The organism is Enterobacter sp. AG326 (assembly GCF_004362415.1).
GTDB lineage: Bacteria > Pseudomonadota > Gammaproteobacteria > Enterobacterales > Enterobacteriaceae > Enterobacter > Enterobacter asburiae.
In genome coordinates this window covers 1-18,070 of sequence record NZ_SNXG01000005.1, presented here as the reverse complement: position 1 = coordinate 18,070, position 18,070 = coordinate 1, and the positions used below count along the sequence as shown (strand labels likewise).

The 18,070-nt window shown below is 55.7% G+C and carries 15 protein-coding genes; 8 read left to right on the top strand and 7 right to left on the bottom strand.

Annotated features, from left to right (window positions below; translation table 11 throughout):
• Window positions 1-74: 74 nt before the first annotated feature.
• From mnmG to asnC, 3 genes are all read right to left on the bottom strand, one after another.
• Complete coding sequence (mnmG, locus tag DFO52_RS16020; protein WP_014072433.1) at window positions 75-1,964, bottom strand: tRNA uridine-5-carboxymethylaminomethyl(34) synthesis enzyme MnmG; 1,890 nt, start codon at window positions 1,962-1,964, stop codon at window positions 75-77.
• Window positions 1,965-2,338: 374 nt separating this feature from the next.
• Window positions 2,339-2,788 (bottom strand): FMN-binding protein MioC, encoded by a 450-nt coding sequence (gene mioC / locus DFO52_RS16010; RefSeq protein WP_023309786.1) that lies wholly within the window; start codon window positions 2,786-2,788, stop codon window positions 2,339-2,341.
• Between the two features lie 90 nt (window positions 2,789-2,878).
• The gene (gene asnC / locus DFO52_RS16005; RefSeq protein WP_023333916.1) at window positions 2,879-3,337 is read right to left on the bottom strand and encodes a transcriptional regulator AsnC; all 459 of its coding nucleotides are present in this window, start codon (window positions 3,335-3,337) and stop codon (window positions 2,879-2,881) included.
• 151 nt (window positions 3,338-3,488) lie between these two features.
• On the opposite strand from asnC, the gene asnA reads away from it, so the two are divergent.
• On the top strand, window positions 3,489-4,481 hold the full coding sequence (gene asnA, locus DFO52_RS16000) for an aspartate--ammonia ligase (RefSeq protein ID WP_133550761.1): 993 nt from the start codon (window positions 3,489-3,491) through the stop codon (window positions 4,479-4,481).
• Here asnA and viaA read toward each other — a convergent pair whose 3' ends face one another.
• Window positions 4,482-5,933, bottom strand: coding sequence for an ATPase RavA stimulator ViaA (gene viaA, locus DFO52_RS15995; protein ID WP_054829783.1), 1,452 nt, complete (start codon window positions 5,931-5,933; stop codon window positions 4,482-4,484). It lies immediately after the preceding gene.
• Entirely contained in the window at window positions 5,927-7,423 is a 1,497-nt protein-coding gene (gene ravA / locus DFO52_RS15990; RefSeq protein ID WP_133550760.1) for an ATPase RavA, read from the bottom strand. The genes viaA and ravA overlap by 7 nt, the downstream gene beginning before the upstream one ends.
• A 222-nt stretch (window positions 7,424-7,645) precedes the next feature.
• On the opposite strand from ravA, the gene kup reads away from it, so the two are divergent.
• The 7 genes from kup to rbsR all read left to right on the top strand — a co-directional run bounded on the left by kup (window position 7,646) and on the right by rbsR (window position 15,564).
• The gene (kup, locus tag DFO52_RS15985) at window positions 7,646-9,514 is read left to right on the top strand and encodes a low affinity potassium transporter Kup (RefSeq protein WP_032662093.1); all 1,869 of its coding nucleotides are present in this window, start codon (window positions 7,646-7,648) and stop codon (window positions 9,512-9,514) included.
• 197 nt (window positions 9,515-9,711) lie between these two features.
• A complete protein-coding gene (rbsD, locus tag DFO52_RS15980) occupies window positions 9,712-10,131 on the top strand; it encodes a D-ribose pyranase (protein WP_003862392.1) in 420 nt (139 codons plus the stop codon).
• A 7-nt stretch (window positions 10,132-10,138) separates the two neighbouring features.
• Window positions 10,139-11,644, top strand: a complete 1,506-nt coding sequence (gene rbsA / locus DFO52_RS15975) for a ribose ABC transporter ATP-binding protein RbsA (RefSeq protein ID WP_029741902.1) — start codon at window positions 10,139-10,141, stop codon at window positions 11,642-11,644.
• A 4-nt stretch (window positions 11,645-11,648) separates the two neighbouring features.
• Window positions 11,649-12,614, top strand: a complete 966-nt coding sequence (gene rbsC, locus DFO52_RS15970; protein WP_006808742.1) for a ribose ABC transporter permease — start codon at window positions 11,649-11,651, stop codon at window positions 12,612-12,614.
• A 27-nt stretch (window positions 12,615-12,641) separates the two neighbouring features.
• Window positions 12,642-13,532, top strand: a complete 891-nt coding sequence (rbsB, locus tag DFO52_RS15965) for a ribose ABC transporter substrate-binding protein RbsB (RefSeq protein WP_023333911.1) — start codon at window positions 12,642-12,644, stop codon at window positions 13,530-13,532.
• A 106-nt stretch (window positions 13,533-13,638) separates the two neighbouring features.
• Entirely contained in the window at window positions 13,639-14,568 is a 930-nt protein-coding gene (rbsK, locus tag DFO52_RS15960; RefSeq protein WP_029741903.1) for a ribokinase, read from the top strand.
• A 3-nt stretch (window positions 14,569-14,571) separates the two neighbouring features.
• Window positions 14,572-15,564, top strand: coding sequence for a ribose operon transcriptional repressor RbsR (gene rbsR / locus DFO52_RS15955; protein ID WP_133550759.1), 993 nt, complete (start codon window positions 14,572-14,574; stop codon window positions 15,562-15,564).
• On the opposite strand, the gene mdtD is transcribed toward rbsR, so the two are convergent.
• Both mdtD and DFO52_RS15945 read right to left on the bottom strand, forming a co-directional pair.
• Window positions 15,530-16,963, bottom strand: a complete 1,434-nt coding sequence (gene mdtD, locus DFO52_RS15950; RefSeq protein ID WP_029741905.1) for a multidrug transporter subunit MdtD — start codon at window positions 16,961-16,963, stop codon at window positions 15,530-15,532. The genes rbsR and mdtD overlap by 35 nt on opposite strands.
• A complete protein-coding gene (locus DFO52_RS15945; RefSeq protein WP_023309775.1) occupies window positions 16,960-17,667 on the bottom strand; it encodes a FadR/GntR family transcriptional regulator in 708 nt (235 codons plus the stop codon). Before DFO52_RS15945 ends, mdtD begins: the two co-directional genes overlap by 4 nt.
• Between the last annotated feature and the right edge of the window lie 403 nt (window positions 17,668-18,070).

Sequence of the window (18,070 nt, the reverse complement as noted above, 5' to 3'; positions counted from 1 at the left end):
TGGCGCTTCGCTTACCCGCCCTACGGGTTCATCAGGCCCGGTAAGCGCAGCGCCACCGGGCAATGTTCTGGGCATTACGCGCTGCGGCGCAGCATGCCCTGCTTTTTCAGCCAGACCAGCAGGATCGAAATCGCTGCAGGCGTGACGCCGGAGATACGGGATGCCTGACCGATCGATACCGGTTTGTGATCGTTCAGCTTGGCGATCACTTCGTTGGAAAGGCCCGTCACCTGGCGGTAGTCCAGCATTTCCGGCAGCAGCGTGTTTTCGTTACGCTGCTGTTTCTCGATCTCATCCTGCTGACGCGCGATGTAACCTTCGTACTTCACCTGGATCTCAACCTGCTCTGCCGCTTCAGCGTCTTCCAGGCCCGGCGCAAACGCGGTCAGTTTGACCAGGTTCTCGTAGGTGACTTCAGGACGGCGCAGCAGATCTTCCCCGCTGGCTTCACGCGACAGCGGCGCGGTTAAGTGAGCGTTTACTTCGGCAGCGGTTTCCGCCTGCGGATTCACCCAGGTGGTTTTCAGGCGCTGGCGTTCCTGTTCAATGCGTTCCAGCTTTTCGTTAAACCGCGCCCAGCGCTCGTCATCGACCAGACCCAGCTCGCGGCCCATTTCGGTCAGACGCAGATCGGCGTTATCTTCGCGCAGCATCAGGCGATATTCCGCGCGAGAGGTAAACATACGGTACGGCTCTTTGGTACCCAGCGTGCAGAGATCGTCAACCAGCACGCCCAGATACGCCTGAGAACGGCCTGGCGCCCAGCCCTCTTTCTCAGCGGAGAAGCGTGCGGCGTTCAGACCAGCAAGCAGACCCTGTGCAGCCGCTTCTTCGTAGCCGGTGGTGCCGTTAATCTGCCCCGCGAAGAACAGACCGTGGATGAATTTGCTTTCCAGGGTTGGCTTCAGGTCGCGCGGATCGAAGAAATCGTACTCAATAGCGTAGCCGGGCCGAACGATTTTCGCATTCTCCATCCCCTGCATTGAGCGAACAATTTGCATCTGTACATCGAACGGCAGGCTGGTGGAGATGCCGTTCGGATAAATTTCATTTGAGGTCAGCCCTTCCGGCTCCAGGAAGATCTGGTGCTGGTTACGATCGGCGAAGCGCATCACTTTGTCTTCGATCGACGGACAGTAGCGTGGGCCGATCCCTTCGATCACGCCGGCATACATGGGGCTGCGATCGAGGTTATTGCGGATCACGTCATGGGTTTTCTCGTTGGTATGCGTGATGTAGCACGGTACCTGCTGCGGATGCTGAGCCGCATTGCCCATGAACGAGAACACCGGCATCGGATTATCACCGTGCTGTTGCGCCAGCACGCTGAAATCAATGGTGCGCGCATCAATACGCGGCGGCGTACCAGTTTTCAGGCGGCTGACGCGCAGCGGCAGTTCACGCAGACGGCGAGACAGTGGAATAGACGGCGGATCGCCGGCACGGCCACCGCTGTAGTTATCCAGACCGATATGAATTTTACCGTCTAGGAATGTGCCCACGGTCAGCACCACGGCTTTCGCGCGGAATTTGAGACCCATCTGGGTCACGGCACCTACGACGCGATCGTTCTCAACGATAAGATCTTCAACCGCCTGCTGGAAGATCATCAAGTTCGGCTGGTTCTCCAGCGCGGTGCGCACAGCCTGACGGTAAAGCACGCGGTCTGCCTGAGCTCGGGTCGCACGCACGGCGGGACCTTTACTCGCGTTTAGTATCCTAAACTGGATGCCTGCATGATCGATCGCTTTCGCCATCAGGCCGCCAAGTGCATCCACTTCTTTTACCAGGTGTCCTTTCCCAATGCCGCCAATCGCCGGATTACAGGACATTTGTCCCAGCGTGTCGATATTGTGTGTCAAAAGCAGGGTCTGCTGACCCATACGCGCTGCGGCCATTGCGGCCTCAGTGCCTGCATGACCCCCGCCAATGATGATGACGTCAAAAGGATCCTGATAAAACATGGTGGTCTGCCTCGCGTAAAGCGGTATGAAAATGGATTGAAGCCCGGGCCGTGGATTCTACTCAACTTTAGTCTTCCGAGAAAGCATTGGGATCCTGGGCTATTAAAAAGAAGATCTTTTTATTTAGAGATCTGTTCTATTGTGATCTCTTATTAAGATCGCGAACTTGTGTGGATAAGTCCGATCTCATAAAGAAGATCATGCAGTTAGAAAGGATCGTTTGCTGTGAATGATCGGTGATCCTGGACAGTATAAGCTGGGATCAGATCGCGACTTTATGCACAGGTCAAAAACGATACAACAGTTGTTCTTTGGATAACTACGGGTTAATACGAGCTTTTAACCAGAGTTATCCACATCTGTTCGCGCGATCTTTAATCGTTTTTGAGTAAATTTTTCCATTCCGCGAGCCAGATCTCGGCTGGATCCTCCGGAATGTCATGATCGAGGATGTTGATCTTGAGCGTTTCACCCAGCTGTTTTGCTCCACAGGAGGTAACAGCGGCTTCAACTTTCTCTATTGCCCCGCAAAAGGTGTCATATTCACGACTGCCGATACCCACCGCGCCAAAACGGACGTTTGACAGATCGGGCTGCTGTTCCAGCAGTTCGTCATATAAAGGTTGCAGGTTATCCGGCAGATCGCCCGCGCCGTGCGTGGAGGTAATCAGCAGCCAGACCCCGTCAGTCGGGAGATCTTCAAGCAACGGACCGTGCAGGGTTTCCGTAGAAAAGCCCGCATCTTCCAGCTTTTCAGCCAGGTGTTCCGCTACGTATTCCGCACCACCAAGGGTGCTGCCGCTGATAAGGGTAATGTCCGCCATTGATCGCTCGCCCAGATAAAGAGACGGCCATTGTACGCTGTGAACGAGCTGGGATCTACCTGTGGAAAATGTGGGAATGAATTTGCCCGATCACGGGCGGATGGTACGCATGATCGGGTTTTGCAGGGAGATCAGCGTCTCGGTGGACTGAATTTCATCGATTGTTTGGATCTTGTTGATAAGTACCTGCTGGAGGGCGTCGATGGATCGGCACATGACTTTAATAAAGATGCTGTAATGCCCGGTGGTGTAATACGCCTCGGTGACTTCATCCAGCGCGTTCAGCTTCGCCAGGGCGGAAGGGTAGTCTTTGGCGCTTTTAAGAATGATGCCGATGAAGCAGCAGACGTCGTAACCCAGATGTTTAGGACTGACGTCAATGCGTGCGCCGGTAATGATCCCCGCCTGCTTCATCTTCTCTACGCGGACGTGAATGGTTCCCGGGCTGACGCCAAACTGTTTTGCCAGTTCGGCGTAGGCGGTACGGGCATTGGCCATTAAGGCCTCCAGGATGCCGCGGTCGAGATTGTCGATCTGATAATTTTCCATAGCTTTTTCTTATGAAGATTAATGAATCACCCTATTCTAGCGTTTAATTTTATCGAATCAAAAGTGAAGGTGGCTTTTTGTTGATGAGTTATTGAATATGATGCCATTTCTGTTGCTTAATCAATATCAACAGGACGCAGGAGTATAAATAATGAAAACCGCTTACATCGCAAAACAACGCCAGATCAGTTTCGTAAAATCCCATTTTTCCCGCCAGCTGGAAGAGAAGCTTGGCCTTATTGAAGTTCAGGCGCCGATTCTGAGCCGCGTGGGTGACGGGACCCAGGATAACTTGTCTGGATGCGAAAAAGCGGTACAGGTGAAAGTGAAAACACTGCCAGACGCTCAGTTCGAAGTGGTTCATTCCCTGGCGAAGTGGAAGCGTCAAACTCTGGGACAACACGACTTCAGCGCGGGCGAAGGGCTTTACACGCACATGAAAGCCCTTCGTCCCGATGAAGACCGCCTTTCTCCGATTCATTCCGTTTACGTTGACCAGTGGGACTGGGAGCGCGTAATGGGTGATGGTGAACGCCACGTCGGTACGCTGAAATCCACCGTTGAGGCGATCTACGCCGGGATCAAAGCAACCGAAGCGGCCGTGAGCAAAGAGTTTGGTCTGGCACCGTTCCTGCCGGATACGATCCATTTTGTCCACAGCCAGGAGCTGCTGAGCCGCTTCCCGAATCTCGATGCTAAAGGTCGCGAGCGTGCGATCGCTAAAGAATTAGGTGCTGTATTCCTGATCGGTATCGGCGGCAAACTGTCTGATGGCAAACGCCACGACGTTCGCGCGCCGGATTATGATGACTGGAGCACTGCGGGTGAGGGAGAATTTGCCGGGATGAACGGCGATATTCTGGTGTGGAACCCGGTACTGGAGGACGCATTCGAGCTTTCATCTATGGGGATCCGCGTGGATGCCGACGCGCTGAAGCGCCAGCTGGCGGTCACCGGTGATGAAGATCGTCTCAAACTCGAGTGGCACCAGGCGCTGCTGCGCGGTGAAATGCCTCAGACGATCGGCGGCGGTATCGGCCAGTCCCGTCTGACCATGCTGCTGCTGCAATTACCCCATATCGGTCAGGTTCAGTGTGGCGTCTGGCCGCAGCAGGTACGTGAAAGCGTCGGTTCTCTTCTGTAATTAACGCTGCCAGCGTCTGAGCAGGCGGCTACGCAACCCGGTATCAAAGCGCCAGATATGATCGAAGATGCGCATGATGCCGGGTTTTCCATGGGCTGACATCGCCACCGCGTGAAAACGGTGCTGATGCACCCGCTGTAACTCCTTCACCTTATTCACCACGTCATCCGGCAGCCGCTGGGCAATAAAATCGGAAATCACCACCGCGTCAGCGTCGTACCAGTCGCCGCCCTGCATACGCTCCACAATGCTGCGAAAGCAGCTGGCCAGATCCGTGCCGCCGCGAAAGCGTTGGCTCAGGAAGCGGATTGCCTGCTCGATACCCTGCTGGTTCGTCAGCTCATAGCCCACCACCTCGCTGGAGAAGAGCATAATGAAGCAGCGACGGCGATCGGCGAGCGCCACGCGCATCAGTGCCAGACAGAACGCCTTCGCGCACTGCTCGTTAAACCCGCCCATCGAACCGGACGTATCCACGCAAACAATGAATGGCCCGCGCGGCTGTTCATCAAAATCCTGATGGACGACCGGCCGTTGGCTGACTTTCTCGCGCCAGGCTTCGCCGTGCAGTCGATAGGTGAGAAGCTGTTTTTCCACCAGCCGACGATAGAACTCATACTCCAGCTCGGTCATCCCCAGCGTGCTCAGCTCGGTCGGCAGCAGGCGCAAAATGTCATCGCTTTGCTGGAGCCCGTCGACCTGCTCCGGCACGGTAGCCGGTTCGCGCACCAGGGTGCGGAAGGTTTCCATCGGGGCATCTTTCTTTGGGACCGATTTTGCCTCCCTTGAGCGACCCAGCTGTTCTGCAAGCTTCATCAGCTCCGGCTGCTGCGCCAGAAAATCGCCGTATTTGACGATCAGCTGGTAGTCACCGCGCTTCAGCTGCCCGGCGCTCATGTCCCACAGACGTCCGGCGGCGTTTTCATTCTCCACCAGCACCTGTTCAAGCTGGCCGCTCAGCGTCATCCGTTCCTGAACTTCACTGAGTAGCTGTTCACGCTCTTCATCCAGCAGCTGCTGATTCAGCGTTGTGGCCTGAACCACCAGGCTGAGGCGCCAGCGCTGTAAGAAGAGGGTATGCAGTGCGGGGGTAAAGGTGGCGTTATCCGTGACCAGCGCCCGGGCCTGGCTGGCAAACGGAGAGTGGACGTTATCGAGCAACGTCAGGGTTTGCGGGAGCTGGACGATAAACTGCGACGTGGAGAGCCGCTGGCACTGCTGATAGCAGGCCACCTCTTCCGTTAACTCAGGAGGAACTTCGGTCTCCCTGAACCGCTGACGCAAATTTTCTCGCCAGCGGGGCAGATCGTCCGTCATCGCCTTTTTAAGCTTCGGAAATTTTTCGAAGAAGGCCGCCAGCTGCGGCGATGCCAGGAGGGTAATAACCACCTCCTCGATCAGACCTTCCTCACTGACGGCCAGCATGACGTTAAGCGTATCCAGCGTTAGCATTGATGCGCCTGTTTGATCTGCGCGCTGACGTCCTGCAGGCTGGCTTCGATGCGACCTAACCAGTCGCTATGAATAAAGAGGCATTTTTGCTGCTCGCTAAAGCGGGTGTGCTGCTGATGCCATTCGGTATCCAGCGCTTCCAGCTGCTGCTTAATCTCTTCCGGCACGCTATCCGAAGCGGTTCCCGGAAGCGCAAGACGCGATCCCTGGAGGCTGACGTCGCGGATCACCAGGTGCTGGCTGCTGTCCACTTCCATATTCAGCGGCTGCGCGAAACCAATGCCGTTGAGCTTGCCGCGGATCTCTCCGCCCTTATCCAGCCACTGCGCCAGCGCCTCGCGCTCAATCGTAATGTGCACCACCTGCATATCATGCAGTTTAAGCGGCTGCTGGAGCAGCAGCGTTAGCGTTGTGCCGGTCAGATCCGCGGGAAGCTCGTAGTGCGGTTTGCGGGCGAACATGCCCCCAAGGCGATTCACTTTCAGCGCGGTTTTATCACTTTGCTGCTGCTGGAGCTGGATGCGCCGCTGGGCAATAGCCCCCAGCTGGTTGAGCATTGCCTGCTGTCCCCAGGCGTGTCCGGTCATCAAAACGTCAAGCTGCTGCTGCATCAGATTCATGCCTTCTGCATCGTGCCAGAGGCAATCTTTCAGCAGGATCAGATCGATTGGCGCGACGGCATCACGGCCGCTGAACAGGGCGCTCGCCTGCAGCAGGCGGATCGCTTTTTTCCACCGGCGATCGGAGACATAGGGTGCTGAGGGGATGAGATCAAGCTGCTGGCGCAGCAGATAGATCAGCTCGAATACGGCGTCTGGCAGTTTGATTTTGCCGATATCCTGCTGCCACTGGTGATACTCCTCATCCGTCACCTGCAGCGAAGCGGATACCGGGTTTTCACTTTCATCCTGCTGGCTGACCAGCATGGAGCGGAAGTTGGACTTATCCTGCACTTTGTCCAGCCACAGGCGGATAAGCATACGGTCATACAGCGCTTCCAGACTGCTGTCGGCTTCAGGCAGTTCGTTAGAGGCGGCCACCAGCAGGCGCATCGGGATTTTCTCTTCACTGGCGCCGTTACGGAATCGACGTTCGTTTATCGCCGTGAGCAGCGTGTTCAGAATAGCCGGCCCCGCTTTCCATATCTCATCGAGAAAAACAATTTCAGCCTCCGGAAGATACCCTTCTGTCAGACGCTGATAGCGCCCCTCATCTTTCAATGCCTGAATGGAAAGCGGGCCAAAAACTTCTTCTGGGGTGGAAAAGCGGGTCATGAGATATTCGAAGGCGCGGGCGTTCTGAAAAGCAAATTTGAGCCTGCGGGCGATCAGGCTTTTGGCAATGCCCGGCGGTCCCAGCAAAAACACGCTTTCACCGCTCAGCGCCGCCAGTAAACAGAGGCGAATGGCGTGGCTACGCTCGAAAAGGCCTTTCTCCAGCGCGCTGCTGAGGCGGGAAATTCTTTCTGCTAATAAATGTGAGTGAGCCATAATAGTTTTGCATCCTTTCGCCGTCGTGGCGGCCAATTGAAGCGAGTATAGACGTTTCAGTCAGGGCTGGTAATAGACTGAAGTGCGGCGCAATTTTCTTTGCGCTACATTAATGCGGTTGCATTTAGGGGTACGATTTTGCAATGAATCGTGCATACTGTGCGCTTTTTGTGGGCCAAGGGACCAGGAACACATTTGTTATTTAAACGAAAAGACTAGTCTATGAGCACTGATAATAAGCAATCATTACCCGCAATAACGCTTGCGGCGATCGGGGTTGTCTACGGTGATATCGGCACCAGCCCGCTTTATACGCTTCGTGAATGTCTGTCCGGCCAGTTTGGCTTTGGTGTTGAACGCGATGCCGTGTTTGGCTTCCTGTCCCTCATTTTCTGGCTGCTGATCCTGGTGGTTTCCGTTAAATATCTCTCCTTCGTTATGCGTGCAGATAACGCAGGTGAAGGTGGGATCCTGACCCTGATGTCTCTTGCCGGGCGTAATACCTCGGCCAGGATGACCTCGGTGCTGGTCATTATCGGCCTGATTGGCGGCAGTTTCTTCTACGGGGAAGTGGTGATAACGCCGGCTATCTCGGTGCTGTCGGCGATAGAGGGGCTGGAGATTATCGCTCCGCAGCTCGATTCATGGGTGGTTCCGCTGGCCATTATTGTCCTGACGCTGCTGTTCATGATCCAGAAGCACGGTACAGGGCTGGTGGGCAAACTGTTCGCGCCGATTATGCTGGCCTGGTTCCTGATCCTGGCGGCGCTTGGCTTGCGCAGCATTATCGCGAACCCGGAAGTGCTGCATGCGCTGAACCCTTACTGGGCGGTGCATTTCTTCCTCGAATACAAAGTGGTTTCCTTCGTGGCGCTGGGGGCCGTCGTGCTCTCCATCACCGGCGTGGAAGCGCTGTATGCTGACATGGGCCACTTCGGGAAACTGCCTATCCGCGTGGCATGGTTTATTGTGGTGCTGCCGTCGCTGGTGCTGAACTACTTCGGTCAGGGCGCGCTGTTGCTTAAAAACCCGGAAGCGATCAAGAACCCGTTCTTCCTGCTGGCGCCTGACTGGGCTCTGGTGCCGATGCTGATCCTGGCGACGCTGGCGACCGTCATTGCTTCCCAGGCGGTGATTTCCGGCGTGTTTTCTCTGACGCGCCAGGCCGTGCGTCTGGGGTATCTGTCACCAATGCGCATCATCCATACCTCAGAGATGGAGTCGGGCCAGATCTACATCCCGTTCGTTAACTGGCTCCTCTATTTCGCTGTTGTCATTGTTATCGTCAGCTTCGAGCACTCCAGTAACCTGGCTGCGGCGTACGGTATTGCCGTAACCGGTACGATGGTGCTGACATCGATTCTCTCCACCACGGTGGCGTACCGAAACTGGCACTGGAATAAATTCCTCGTGGCGATGATTCTGGTGGGCTTCCTGTTTATCGACGTGCCGCTGTTCTCAGCGAACCTCGACAAAATTGTCTCCGGTGGCTGGCTGCCGCTGACGCTGGGTCTGGTGATGTTCATTGTCATGACCACCTGGAAAAGCGAGCGCTTCCGCCTGCTGCGCCGCATGCACGAGCACGGGAACTCTCTTGAGGCGATGATCGCTTCTCTGGAGAAATCCCCGCCGGTCCGCGTGCCGGGTACTGCGGTATATATGTCTCGCGCGCTGAACGTCATTCCGTTCGCGCTGATGCATAACCTCAAGCACAACAAAGTGCTGCACGAGCGCGTGATCCTGCTGACGCTGCGCACCGAAGATGCGCCCTATGTTCACAACGTGCGTCGCGTGCAGATTGAGCAGCTGTCGCCGACCTTCTGGCGCGTGGTGGCAAGCTACGGCTGGCGCGAAACGCCAAACGTGGAAGAGGTGTTCCACCGCTGCGGCCTGGAAGGGCTGAGCTGCCGGATGATGGAGACGTCGTTCTTTATGTCGCACGAGTCGCTGATCATCGGCAAGCGCCCGTGGTATCTGCGCCTGCGCGGCAAGCTGTACCTCATCCTGCAGCGTAATGCCCTGCGCGCGCCTGACCAGTTTGAGATCCCGCCTAACCGCGTGATTGAGCTGGGAACGCAGGTCGAGATCTAATCCCTTCTGAAAATGCCGGGTGGCGCTTCGCTTACCCGGCCTACCAAACCCCTCGCCAACCCACAATAATTGTCTCTGCATTTCACTTAGCGAAACGTTTCGACGTCGATCACAAATCTGTTACGTCATGATGGTTTTCTGAACATTCTTGAGATTAAACTGATGTCAGCGAAACGTTTCGCTAGTGGAGCAAGAAAATGAAGAAAGGCACGGTACTCAACTCAGAAATCTCATCGGTTATTTCCCGTCTTGGGCATACCGATACGCTGGTGGTTTGCGATGCAGGCTTACCGGTTCCGCGCAGCACAACCCGTATCGATATGGCGTTAACGCAGGGTGTACCCTCGTTTATGCAGGTACTGGAAGTTGTGACGGCGGAGATGCAGGTTGAGGCAGCCATTCTCGCGGCGGAAATCAAACAACATAATCCGCAACTCCACGAAACGTTGCTCAGCCATATTGAGCAACTGCAACAACACCAGGGAAACACCATAGAAATTCGTTACACGACGCACGAACAGTTCAAACAACAAACCGCAGACAGTCAGGCGGTGATTCGCAGCGGGGAGTGTTCCCCGTATGCGAATATCATTCTCTGTGCTGGCGTCACCTTCTGAGGCCATCATGGACGCATTACTGCAACTCAAAGGGATCGATAAGTCGTTCCCGGGCGTAAAAGCCCTCTCCGGCGCGGCGCTGAACGTCTACCCCGGGCGCGTGATGGCGCTGGTGGGCGAAAACGGTGCTGGCAAATCCACCATGATGAAAGTGCTGACCGGTATCTATCAACGCGATGCCGGTTCACTCGTCTGGCTGGGAAAAGAGACCACCTTCACCGGCCCGAAATCCTCTCAGGAAGCGGGCATCGGCATTATTCACCAGGAGCTGAACCTGATCCCGCAGCTCACCATTGCGGAAAACATCTTCCTTGGCCGCGAGTTTGTTAACCGGTTCGGCAAAATCGACTGGAAAACCATGTATGCCGAAGCGGACAAGCTGCTGGCGAAGCTGAACCTGCGCTTTAAGAGCGACCGTCTGGTAGGCGATCTCTCCATTGGCGATCAGCAGATGGTGGAAATTGCCAAGGTGCTGAGCTTTGAGTCGAAGGTCATCATTATGGATGAACCGACCGACGCCCTGACCGATACCGAAACCGAATCCCTGTTCCGCGTGATCCGCGAGCTGAAGTCGCAGGGGCGCGGGATTGTCTATATCTCTCACCGCATGAAAGAGATCTTCGAAATCTGCGATGACGTCACCGTCTTCCGCGACGGGCAGTTTATTGCCGAGCGCGAAGTGGCCACGCTGACCGAAGATACGCTCATCGAAATGATGGTGGGACGCAAGCTCGAAGATCAGTATCCGCATCTGGAGAAAGCGCCGGGTGAGATCCGCCTGAAGGTGGACAACCTCTGCGGTCCGGGCGTGAACGATGTGACCTTTACCCTGCGCCAGGGCGAGATCCTGGGCGTGGCGGGCCTGATGGGTGCCGGACGTACCGAGCTGATGAAAGTGTTGTACGGCGCACTGCCGCGCACCAGCGGTTATGTCACTCTCGACGGTCATGAAGTGGTCACCCGCTCTCCGCAGGATGGCCTGGCGAACGGCATCGTTTATATCTCCGAAGACCGCAAACGCGACGGCCTGGTGCTGGGGATGTCAGTTAAAGAGAACATGTCCCTGACCGCGCTGCGCTATTTCAGCCATAGCGGCGGTAGCCTGAAGCATAAAGATGAGCAGCAGGCGGTGAGCGATTTTATCCGCCTCTTTAACGTTAAAACCCCGTCGATGGAGCAGGCGATTGGCCTCTTATCCGGCGGTAATCAGCAGAAAGTGGCGATTGCGCGCGGGCTGATGACGCGCCCGAAAGTGCTGATCCTCGACGAGCCAACCCGCGGCGTGGACGTGGGCGCGAAGAAAGAGATCTATCAGCTGATTAACCAGTTTAAGGCCGACGGTCTGAGCATCATTCTGGTCTCTTCCGAGATGCCAGAAGTATTAGGCATGAGCGATCGCATTATCGTCATGCATGAAGGGCATCTCGGCGGTGAATTCACTCGCGAGCAGGCCACCCAGGAAGTTCTGATGGCTGCCGCTGTGGGCAAGCTTAATCGCGTGAATCAGGAGTAAGAAGATGACTACCCAGGCTGTTTCTGGTCGCCGCTATTTCACAAAGGCATGGCTGATGGAACAAAAATCGCTGATTGCCCTGCTGGTGCTGATCGCGATTGTGTCCACCATGAGCCCGAACTTTTTCACCGTTAATAACCTGTTCAACATTCTGCAGCAGACGTCGGTGAACGCCATTATGGCGGTCGGCATGACGCTGGTGATTTTGACCTCGGGTATCGATCTGTCCGTCGGTTCCCTGCTGGCGCTCACCGGTGCGATCGCCGCTTCGATTGTCGGCATTGAAGTCAACGCGCTGGTGGCCGTGGCCGCTGCCCTGGCGGCAGGCGCGGCGATTGGTGCCGTAACCGGCGTGATTGTGGCAAAAGGCCGCGTTCAGGCGTTCATCGCCACGCTGGTGATGATGCTGCTGCTGCGCGGTGTGACCATGGTTTACACCAACGGCAGCCCGGTCAATACCGGCTTTACCGATAACGCGGATCTGTTTGGCTGGTTCGGTATCGGTCGCCCGCTGGGTGTTCCGACCCCGGTCTGGATCATGGCTATCGTCTTCCTGGCGGCGTGGTACATGCTGCACCACACCCGTCTGGGCCGTTATATCTATGCGCTGGGCGGTAACGAAGCGGCAACGCGACTGTCCGGTATCAGCGTTAATAAAGTCAAAATTATCGTTTACTCCCTGTGCGGTCTGCTGGCGTCACTGGCAGGCATCATCGAAGTGGCGCGCCTCTCCTCCGCGCAGCCGACGGCGGGTACGGGTTATGAGCTGGATGCTATCGCGGCAGTGGTTCTGGGCGGTACGAGTCTTGCGGGCGGTAAAGGTCGCATTGTTGGGACATTGATCGGCGCACTGATTCTTGGTTTCCTGAATAATGGTTTGAATTTGTTAGGTGTTTCCTCCTATTACCAGATGATCGTTAAGGCAGTGGTGATTTTGCTGGCGGTACTGGTAGACAACAAAAAACAGTAACTGACGACACTACAGGACATCTTAGATATGAACATGAAAAAACTGGCTACCCTGGTTTCTGCTGTCGCGCTGAGCGCAACCGTAAGTGCTAACGCCATGGCGAAAGATACCATCGCGCTGGTTGTCTCTACTCTGAACAACCCGTTCTTCGTCTCCCTGAAGGACGGCGCGCAGAAAGAAGCGGACAAACTGGGCTACAACCTGGTGGTTCTGGATTCTCAGAACAACCCGGCGAAAGAGCTGGCTAACGTTCAGGACTTAACCGTTCGCGGCACCAAAATTCTGCTGATCAACCCAACCGATTCTGATGCCGTAGGTAACGCCGTGAAGATGGCAAACCAGGCGAAGATCCCGGTAATCACCCTGGACCGTCAGGCGTCTAAAGGTGAGGTGGTCAGCCACATTGCCTCTGATAACGTGCTGGGCGGCAAAATCGCGGGTGATTACATCGCGAAGAAAGCCGGCGAAGGCGCGAAGGTTATCGAACTGCAGGGGATTGCCGGGACTTCCGCAGCTCGCGAGCGTGGTGAAGGCTTCCAGCAGGCTGTGGCTGCACACAAATTCAACGTGCTGGCCAGCCAGCCGGCAGACTTCGACCGTACTAAAGGTCTGAACGTTATGCAGAACCTGCTGACCGCGCATCCTGACGTGCAGGCCGTGTTCGCACAGAACGACGAAATGGCGCTCGGCGCGCTGCGTGCCCTGCAGACCGCAGGTAAATCTGATGTGATGGTTGTCGGATTTGACGGCACGCCGGATGGTGAAAAAGCAGTAAACGATGGCAAACTGGCTGCGACCATCGCTCAGCTGCCTGAGCAGATTGGCGCCACTGGCGTTGAAACTGCCGACAAAGTGCTGAAGGGCGAAAAAGTTCAGGCCAAATACCCGGTTGACCTGAAGCTGGTCATCAAGCAGTAAAAGGCGAATCAGGCAGTCGCTGGCTGCCTGAGGGACACCAATAAAGAAAAGTGTGGCATACGCCACCGGGTAACACCGGTGGCGCTCTCAGATGGACAACCCAACCATGAAAACCGCAGGCAACCTCGTCGTCCTTGGCAGTATCAATGCCGATCACATTCTTAACCTTGAATCGTTCCCTACACCGGGCGAAACCGTCACGGGTAACCAGTATCAGGTGGCATTTGGCGGTAAAGGTGCCAACCAGGCCGTCGCCGCCGGTCGCAGCGGGGCGAATATTGCGTTTATCGCCTGCACGGGTGATGACGATACCGGTGAGCGAGTACGCAAACAGCTGGCGAGCGACAACATTGATATCGCACCGGTCAGCGTGGTTGCAGGGGAATCGACCGGCGTGGCGCTGATTTTCGTCAACGCTGAAGGTGAGAATGTCATCGGTATTCATGCGGGTGCTAACGCTGCGCTGACGACGGAGCGCGTGGAAGCGCAACGTGCCATCATCGCCGGAGCGGAAGCCCTGCTCATGCAACTGGAGTCACCGGTTGAAAGCGTGCTGGCCGCCGCGAAAATTGCGCATGAAAATCATACCACTGTCGTACTTAACCCGGCCCCAGCCCGTGTATTATCAGACGAGCTGCTGGCGCTGGTGGATATCATTACGCCGAACGAAACCGAAGCCGAAAAGCTGACGGGCATTCGCGTAGAAAATGATGACGATGCCGCGCGAGCCGCGCGTGCACTGCATGATAAGGGCATCGGCACCGTGATTATCACCCTTGGTAGCCGTGGGGTGTGGGCAAGCGTCAATGGCGAAGGCCGCCGCGTGCCGGGCTTTAAGGTCAAAGCGATTGATACCATCGCAGCGGGAGATACCTTTAACGGTGCGCTGGTCACCGCGCTGCTGGAAGGCAAGAGAATGGATGACGCTATTCGCTTCGCACACGCTGCTGCCGCGATTGCGGTGACGCGCAAGGGCGCTCAGCCTTCCGTTCCGTGGCGTAAAGAGATAGATGAATTCTTAAGTCAGCAGGGGTAACGCTTGGCCACAATGAAAGATGTCGCCCGCATGGCGGGCGTTTCTACCTCGACGGTCTCTCACGTTATAAACAACGATCGCTTCGTCAGCGAGGCGATTCGGGAGAAAGTCGAAGCTGCGGTAAAAGAACTCAACTATGCGCCGTCTGCGCTGGCGCGCAGCCTTAAGCTCAACCAGACGCGCACCATCGGTATGCTGATCACCGCCAGTACCAACCCCTTTTATTCAGAACTGGTTCGCGGCGTGGAGCGCAGCTGCTTCGAGCGTGGCTACAGCCTGGTGCTGTGCAATACCGAGGGTGACGAGCAGCGCATGAATCGTAACCTGGAAACGCTGATGCAAAAGCGCGTCGACGGGCTATTGCTGCTCTGTACCGAAACGCACCAGCCCTCGAAAGAGATTATCCAGCGTTATCCTTCAATTCCCACCGTGATGATGGACTGGGCGCCGTTCGACGGAACCAGCGATCTCATTCAGGATAACTCCCTGCTGGGCGGTGATATGGCGACTCAGCACCTGATTGATAAAGGACACACTCGCATTGCCTGTATTACGGGGCCGCTGGATAAAACTCCGGCGCGTTTGCGTCTGGAAGGATATCTCTCCGCCATGGAACGAGCGGGGCTTGCCATTCCTGATGGCTATCGAATCACCGGTGATTTTGAATTTAACGGCGGTTTCGAGGCGATGCAGAAACTGCTGGCGCAAAAGCCGCGTCCGCAGGCGGTGTTTATTGGTAACGACGCGATGGCGTTTGGTGCCTACCAGGCGTTGTATCAGGCGGGGCTACGCGTGCCTGATGATATGGCGGTGATTGGCTATGACGATATCGAACTGGCCAGCTACATGACGCCGCCGCTGACCACGATCCATCAGCCAAAAGATGAACTGGGCGAGCTGGCCATCGATGTGTTGATCCACCGTATGGCGCAGCCCACGCTGCAACAGCAACGCCTGCAGCTTACTCCTGTTCTGATGGAACGCGGTTCGGTTTAGCTTTCTCTTTGTGACGCTCTTTAATCAGGTTTCGGCCGTCTTTCGGTTTTAACAGCATAAATACCAGCGCCGATACCACGGTAAGTGCGCCCATGGTGATAAAGGTATAGTGGAACTGCTCAACGGTATTCGCGCTGTCAAAACCTTCATAAAACCGCAGCACCGCTGCACTCACGGCAACCCCTAAACTGATCGACAGCTGTTGCGTTACCGCCAGCACGCTGTTGCCGCTGCTGGCGTTCTCGTCAGTCAGATCGGCGAGGGTGATGGTGTTCATCGACGTGAACTGCGTCGACATCGCCATGCCCAACACAAACAGCGGCAGGATCAGCATCCAGACGGGTAACGCGGCGGATTGCAGCGAGAACTGCGCAATCATCAGGCCGATAAAGACCGTCACGCCGACCAGCGTCTTACGATAGCCAAACCAGCGCAGCACCTGCGTGACGGTAGATTTTGCCAGGATCGAGCCCATTGCCGTGGGCGCCATCATGCAGCCGGCAATCAGAGCCGGGTAGCCGAAACCCACCTGCAGCATCAATGGCATCAGGAACGGTACGCAACCCGTCCCCAGACGAGACGCAATGTTCCCTGCAATCCCAACGGAAAACGTTCGCGTGTTAAAGAGCCCCAGGGAAATTAACGGCGTCGGGTGACGGCGCGCGTGACGTATATAAAGAAGGAATAACAGAATACCGCCGAGGATAACGGAGAGCGCTAACCACGTCGCGACGATCTTCTCGCCAAACAGCTCCATTCCGCTGGAGAATAACACCAGGCTCAGGCCAAACAGGAAAAAGCCGCCCATGTCGAAGCTGCGCCTTGGCGTGGTGAAATTTGGCATATATTTGCGGGCATACAGCAGCCCCGCAACGCCAATCGGAATATTAATCAGGAAGATCCAGTGCCAGCTTGCCCAGGTGACAAACACGCCACCGAGTACCGGGCCAAGAATCGGGCCGACCAGGCCCGGCATGGTGACGAAGTTGAGCACGGGAAGCAGTTCGCTCCTGGGGTAGGCTCGCAGCAAGGCAAGACGCGCCACCGGCATCATCATCGCGCCGCCAATGCCCTGCAATACGCGAAAGATAACCAGCTCCGTTAAGGATGAGGAGAGCGCACAGGCCAGCGAACCGAGTGTAAAGAGCGTGACGGCCAGCATGAAAACTCTGCGGGTGCCAAAGCGGTCGGCCAGCCAGCCGCTGACCGGAATTAACATTGCGACCGTCAGGGTATAGCTGATGATGGCGGACTGCATCGCCAGCGGCGAGCGGTTAAGGCTTTGCGCTATAGCGGGAAGCGCTGTGTTGAGGATGGTGGCATCCAGTGCCTGCATAAAAAACGCCATGGCTGCAATCCACGGCAATCCGGCCATGCTGCGCGCTTTTTTGTTTGTCATTTATTTACCTGCTGGTGGGTTGGCGCGGCCAGCAGTGCCTGGCACGCACTCAGGGCTCGCTGCCCGTCGCTTTCCTGGATGGCATCTACTATCGCCTGGTGCAAATCCAGTTTTACCACTTCGTTTTGTGTAATAGAGGTAAAGTAGGTGTGATACACCGAATGAAATAAAGAGGCAAAAGAGGTGAGGAACGGATTGGCGCTCATCATATAGATGTGTTCATGCCAGGCCATATCGACCTCAACCCAGCGTTCGCGGTTGAAGTGCTTTTTCAGGAACACCATCTCTTCCATCAATGCGTTAAGCTGCGCTTTCTGCTCTGCCGTTCCTAGCGTGGCGGCAAGCAGACATGCCTGAGGTTCAAGGCTGCTGCGCATCACCAGAAAGTGATCGACGACCTGATGAAAGTTATCTTCCGTCATCCACCAGGAGAGCAGCTCCTGATCGAGAAAATTCCAGTTACTCTGTGGCATCACGCGTGTGCCAATACGAGGGCGTGGAAGCACCATACCTTTTGCCGTCAGGGTTTTTACCGCTTCGCGCACGGCGGTACGGCTTACCCCAAACTGCTCACCCAGCTCCATTTCACCCGGCAGGATGCTACCCGGGGCATACTTACCCGCTAAAATCCGCTGAGCCAGCTTTTCTGCCAGCACGTACGATAGGTTTTTTTGGGCGGCCAGCTGTTGTGCGCTTAATGGCATCGCTTTTATTCCTTAAAGATTCATGCTGATAATTATGCCACCTCGAATGTGATTGTGGTTGCAGATACATCAAATAGAACAATTTGTAGCTTGATTTCACCTCTGTTGGTGAAAAAAAACGCGGATGGAAACTTTTTTTAAATTTCCTCTTGTCACGTCGGAATAACTCCCTATAATGCGCCTCCACTGACACGGAACAACGGCACACACGCCGCCGGGTCAGCAGAGAAAAGCGAAAATAAACGCTTGACTCTGAAGCGGGAAAGCGTAATATGCACACCCCGCGCCGCAGCGAAAAGCGAAGCGGCACTGCTCTTTAACAATTTATCAGACAATCTGTGTGGGCACTCAAAGTGACATGGATTCTTAACGTCGCAAGACGAAAAATGAATACCAAGTCTCT

Excerpts from the sequence above, each read along its gene's own strand:
- mnmG (WP_014072433.1), bottom strand. The coding sequence starts at position 1,964 with ATGTTTTATCAGGATCCTTTTGACGTCATCATCATTGGCGGGGGTCAT.
- mioC (WP_023309786.1), bottom strand. The coding sequence starts at position 2,788 with ATGGCGGACATTACCCTTATCAGCGGCAGCACCCTTGGTGGTGCGGAA.
- asnC (WP_023333916.1), bottom strand. The coding sequence starts at position 3,337 with ATGGAAAATTATCAGATCGACAATCTCGACCGCGGCATCCTGGAGGCC.
- asnA (WP_133550761.1), top strand. The coding sequence starts at position 3,489 with ATGAAAACCGCTTACATCGCAAAACAACGCCAGATCAGTTTCGTAAAA.
- viaA (WP_054829783.1), bottom strand. The coding sequence starts at position 5,933 with ATGCTAACGCTGGATACGCTTAACGTCATGCTGGCCGTCAGTGAGGAA.
- ravA (WP_133550760.1), bottom strand. The coding sequence starts at position 7,423 with ATGGCTCACTCACATTTATTAGCAGAAAGAATTTCCCGCCTCAGCAGC.
- kup (WP_032662093.1), top strand. The coding sequence starts at position 7,646 with ATGAGCACTGATAATAAGCAATCATTACCCGCAATAACGCTTGCGGCG.
- rbsD (WP_003862392.1), top strand. The coding sequence starts at position 9,712 with ATGAAGAAAGGCACGGTACTCAACTCAGAAATCTCATCGGTTATTTCC.
- rbsA (WP_029741902.1), top strand. The coding sequence starts at position 10,139 with ATGGACGCATTACTGCAACTCAAAGGGATCGATAAGTCGTTCCCGGGC.
- rbsC (WP_006808742.1), top strand. The coding sequence starts at position 11,649 with ATGACTACCCAGGCTGTTTCTGGTCGCCGCTATTTCACAAAGGCATGG.
- rbsB (WP_023333911.1), top strand. The coding sequence starts at position 12,642 with ATGAACATGAAAAAACTGGCTACCCTGGTTTCTGCTGTCGCGCTGAGC.
- rbsK (WP_029741903.1), top strand. The coding sequence starts at position 13,639 with ATGAAAACCGCAGGCAACCTCGTCGTCCTTGGCAGTATCAATGCCGAT.
- mdtD (WP_029741905.1), bottom strand. The coding sequence starts at position 16,963 with ATGACAAACAAAAAAGCGCGCAGCATGGCCGGATTGCCGTGGATTGCA.
- DFO52_RS15945 (WP_023309775.1), bottom strand. The coding sequence starts at position 17,667 with ATGCCATTAAGCGCACAACAGCTGGCCGCCCAAAAAAACCTATCGTAC.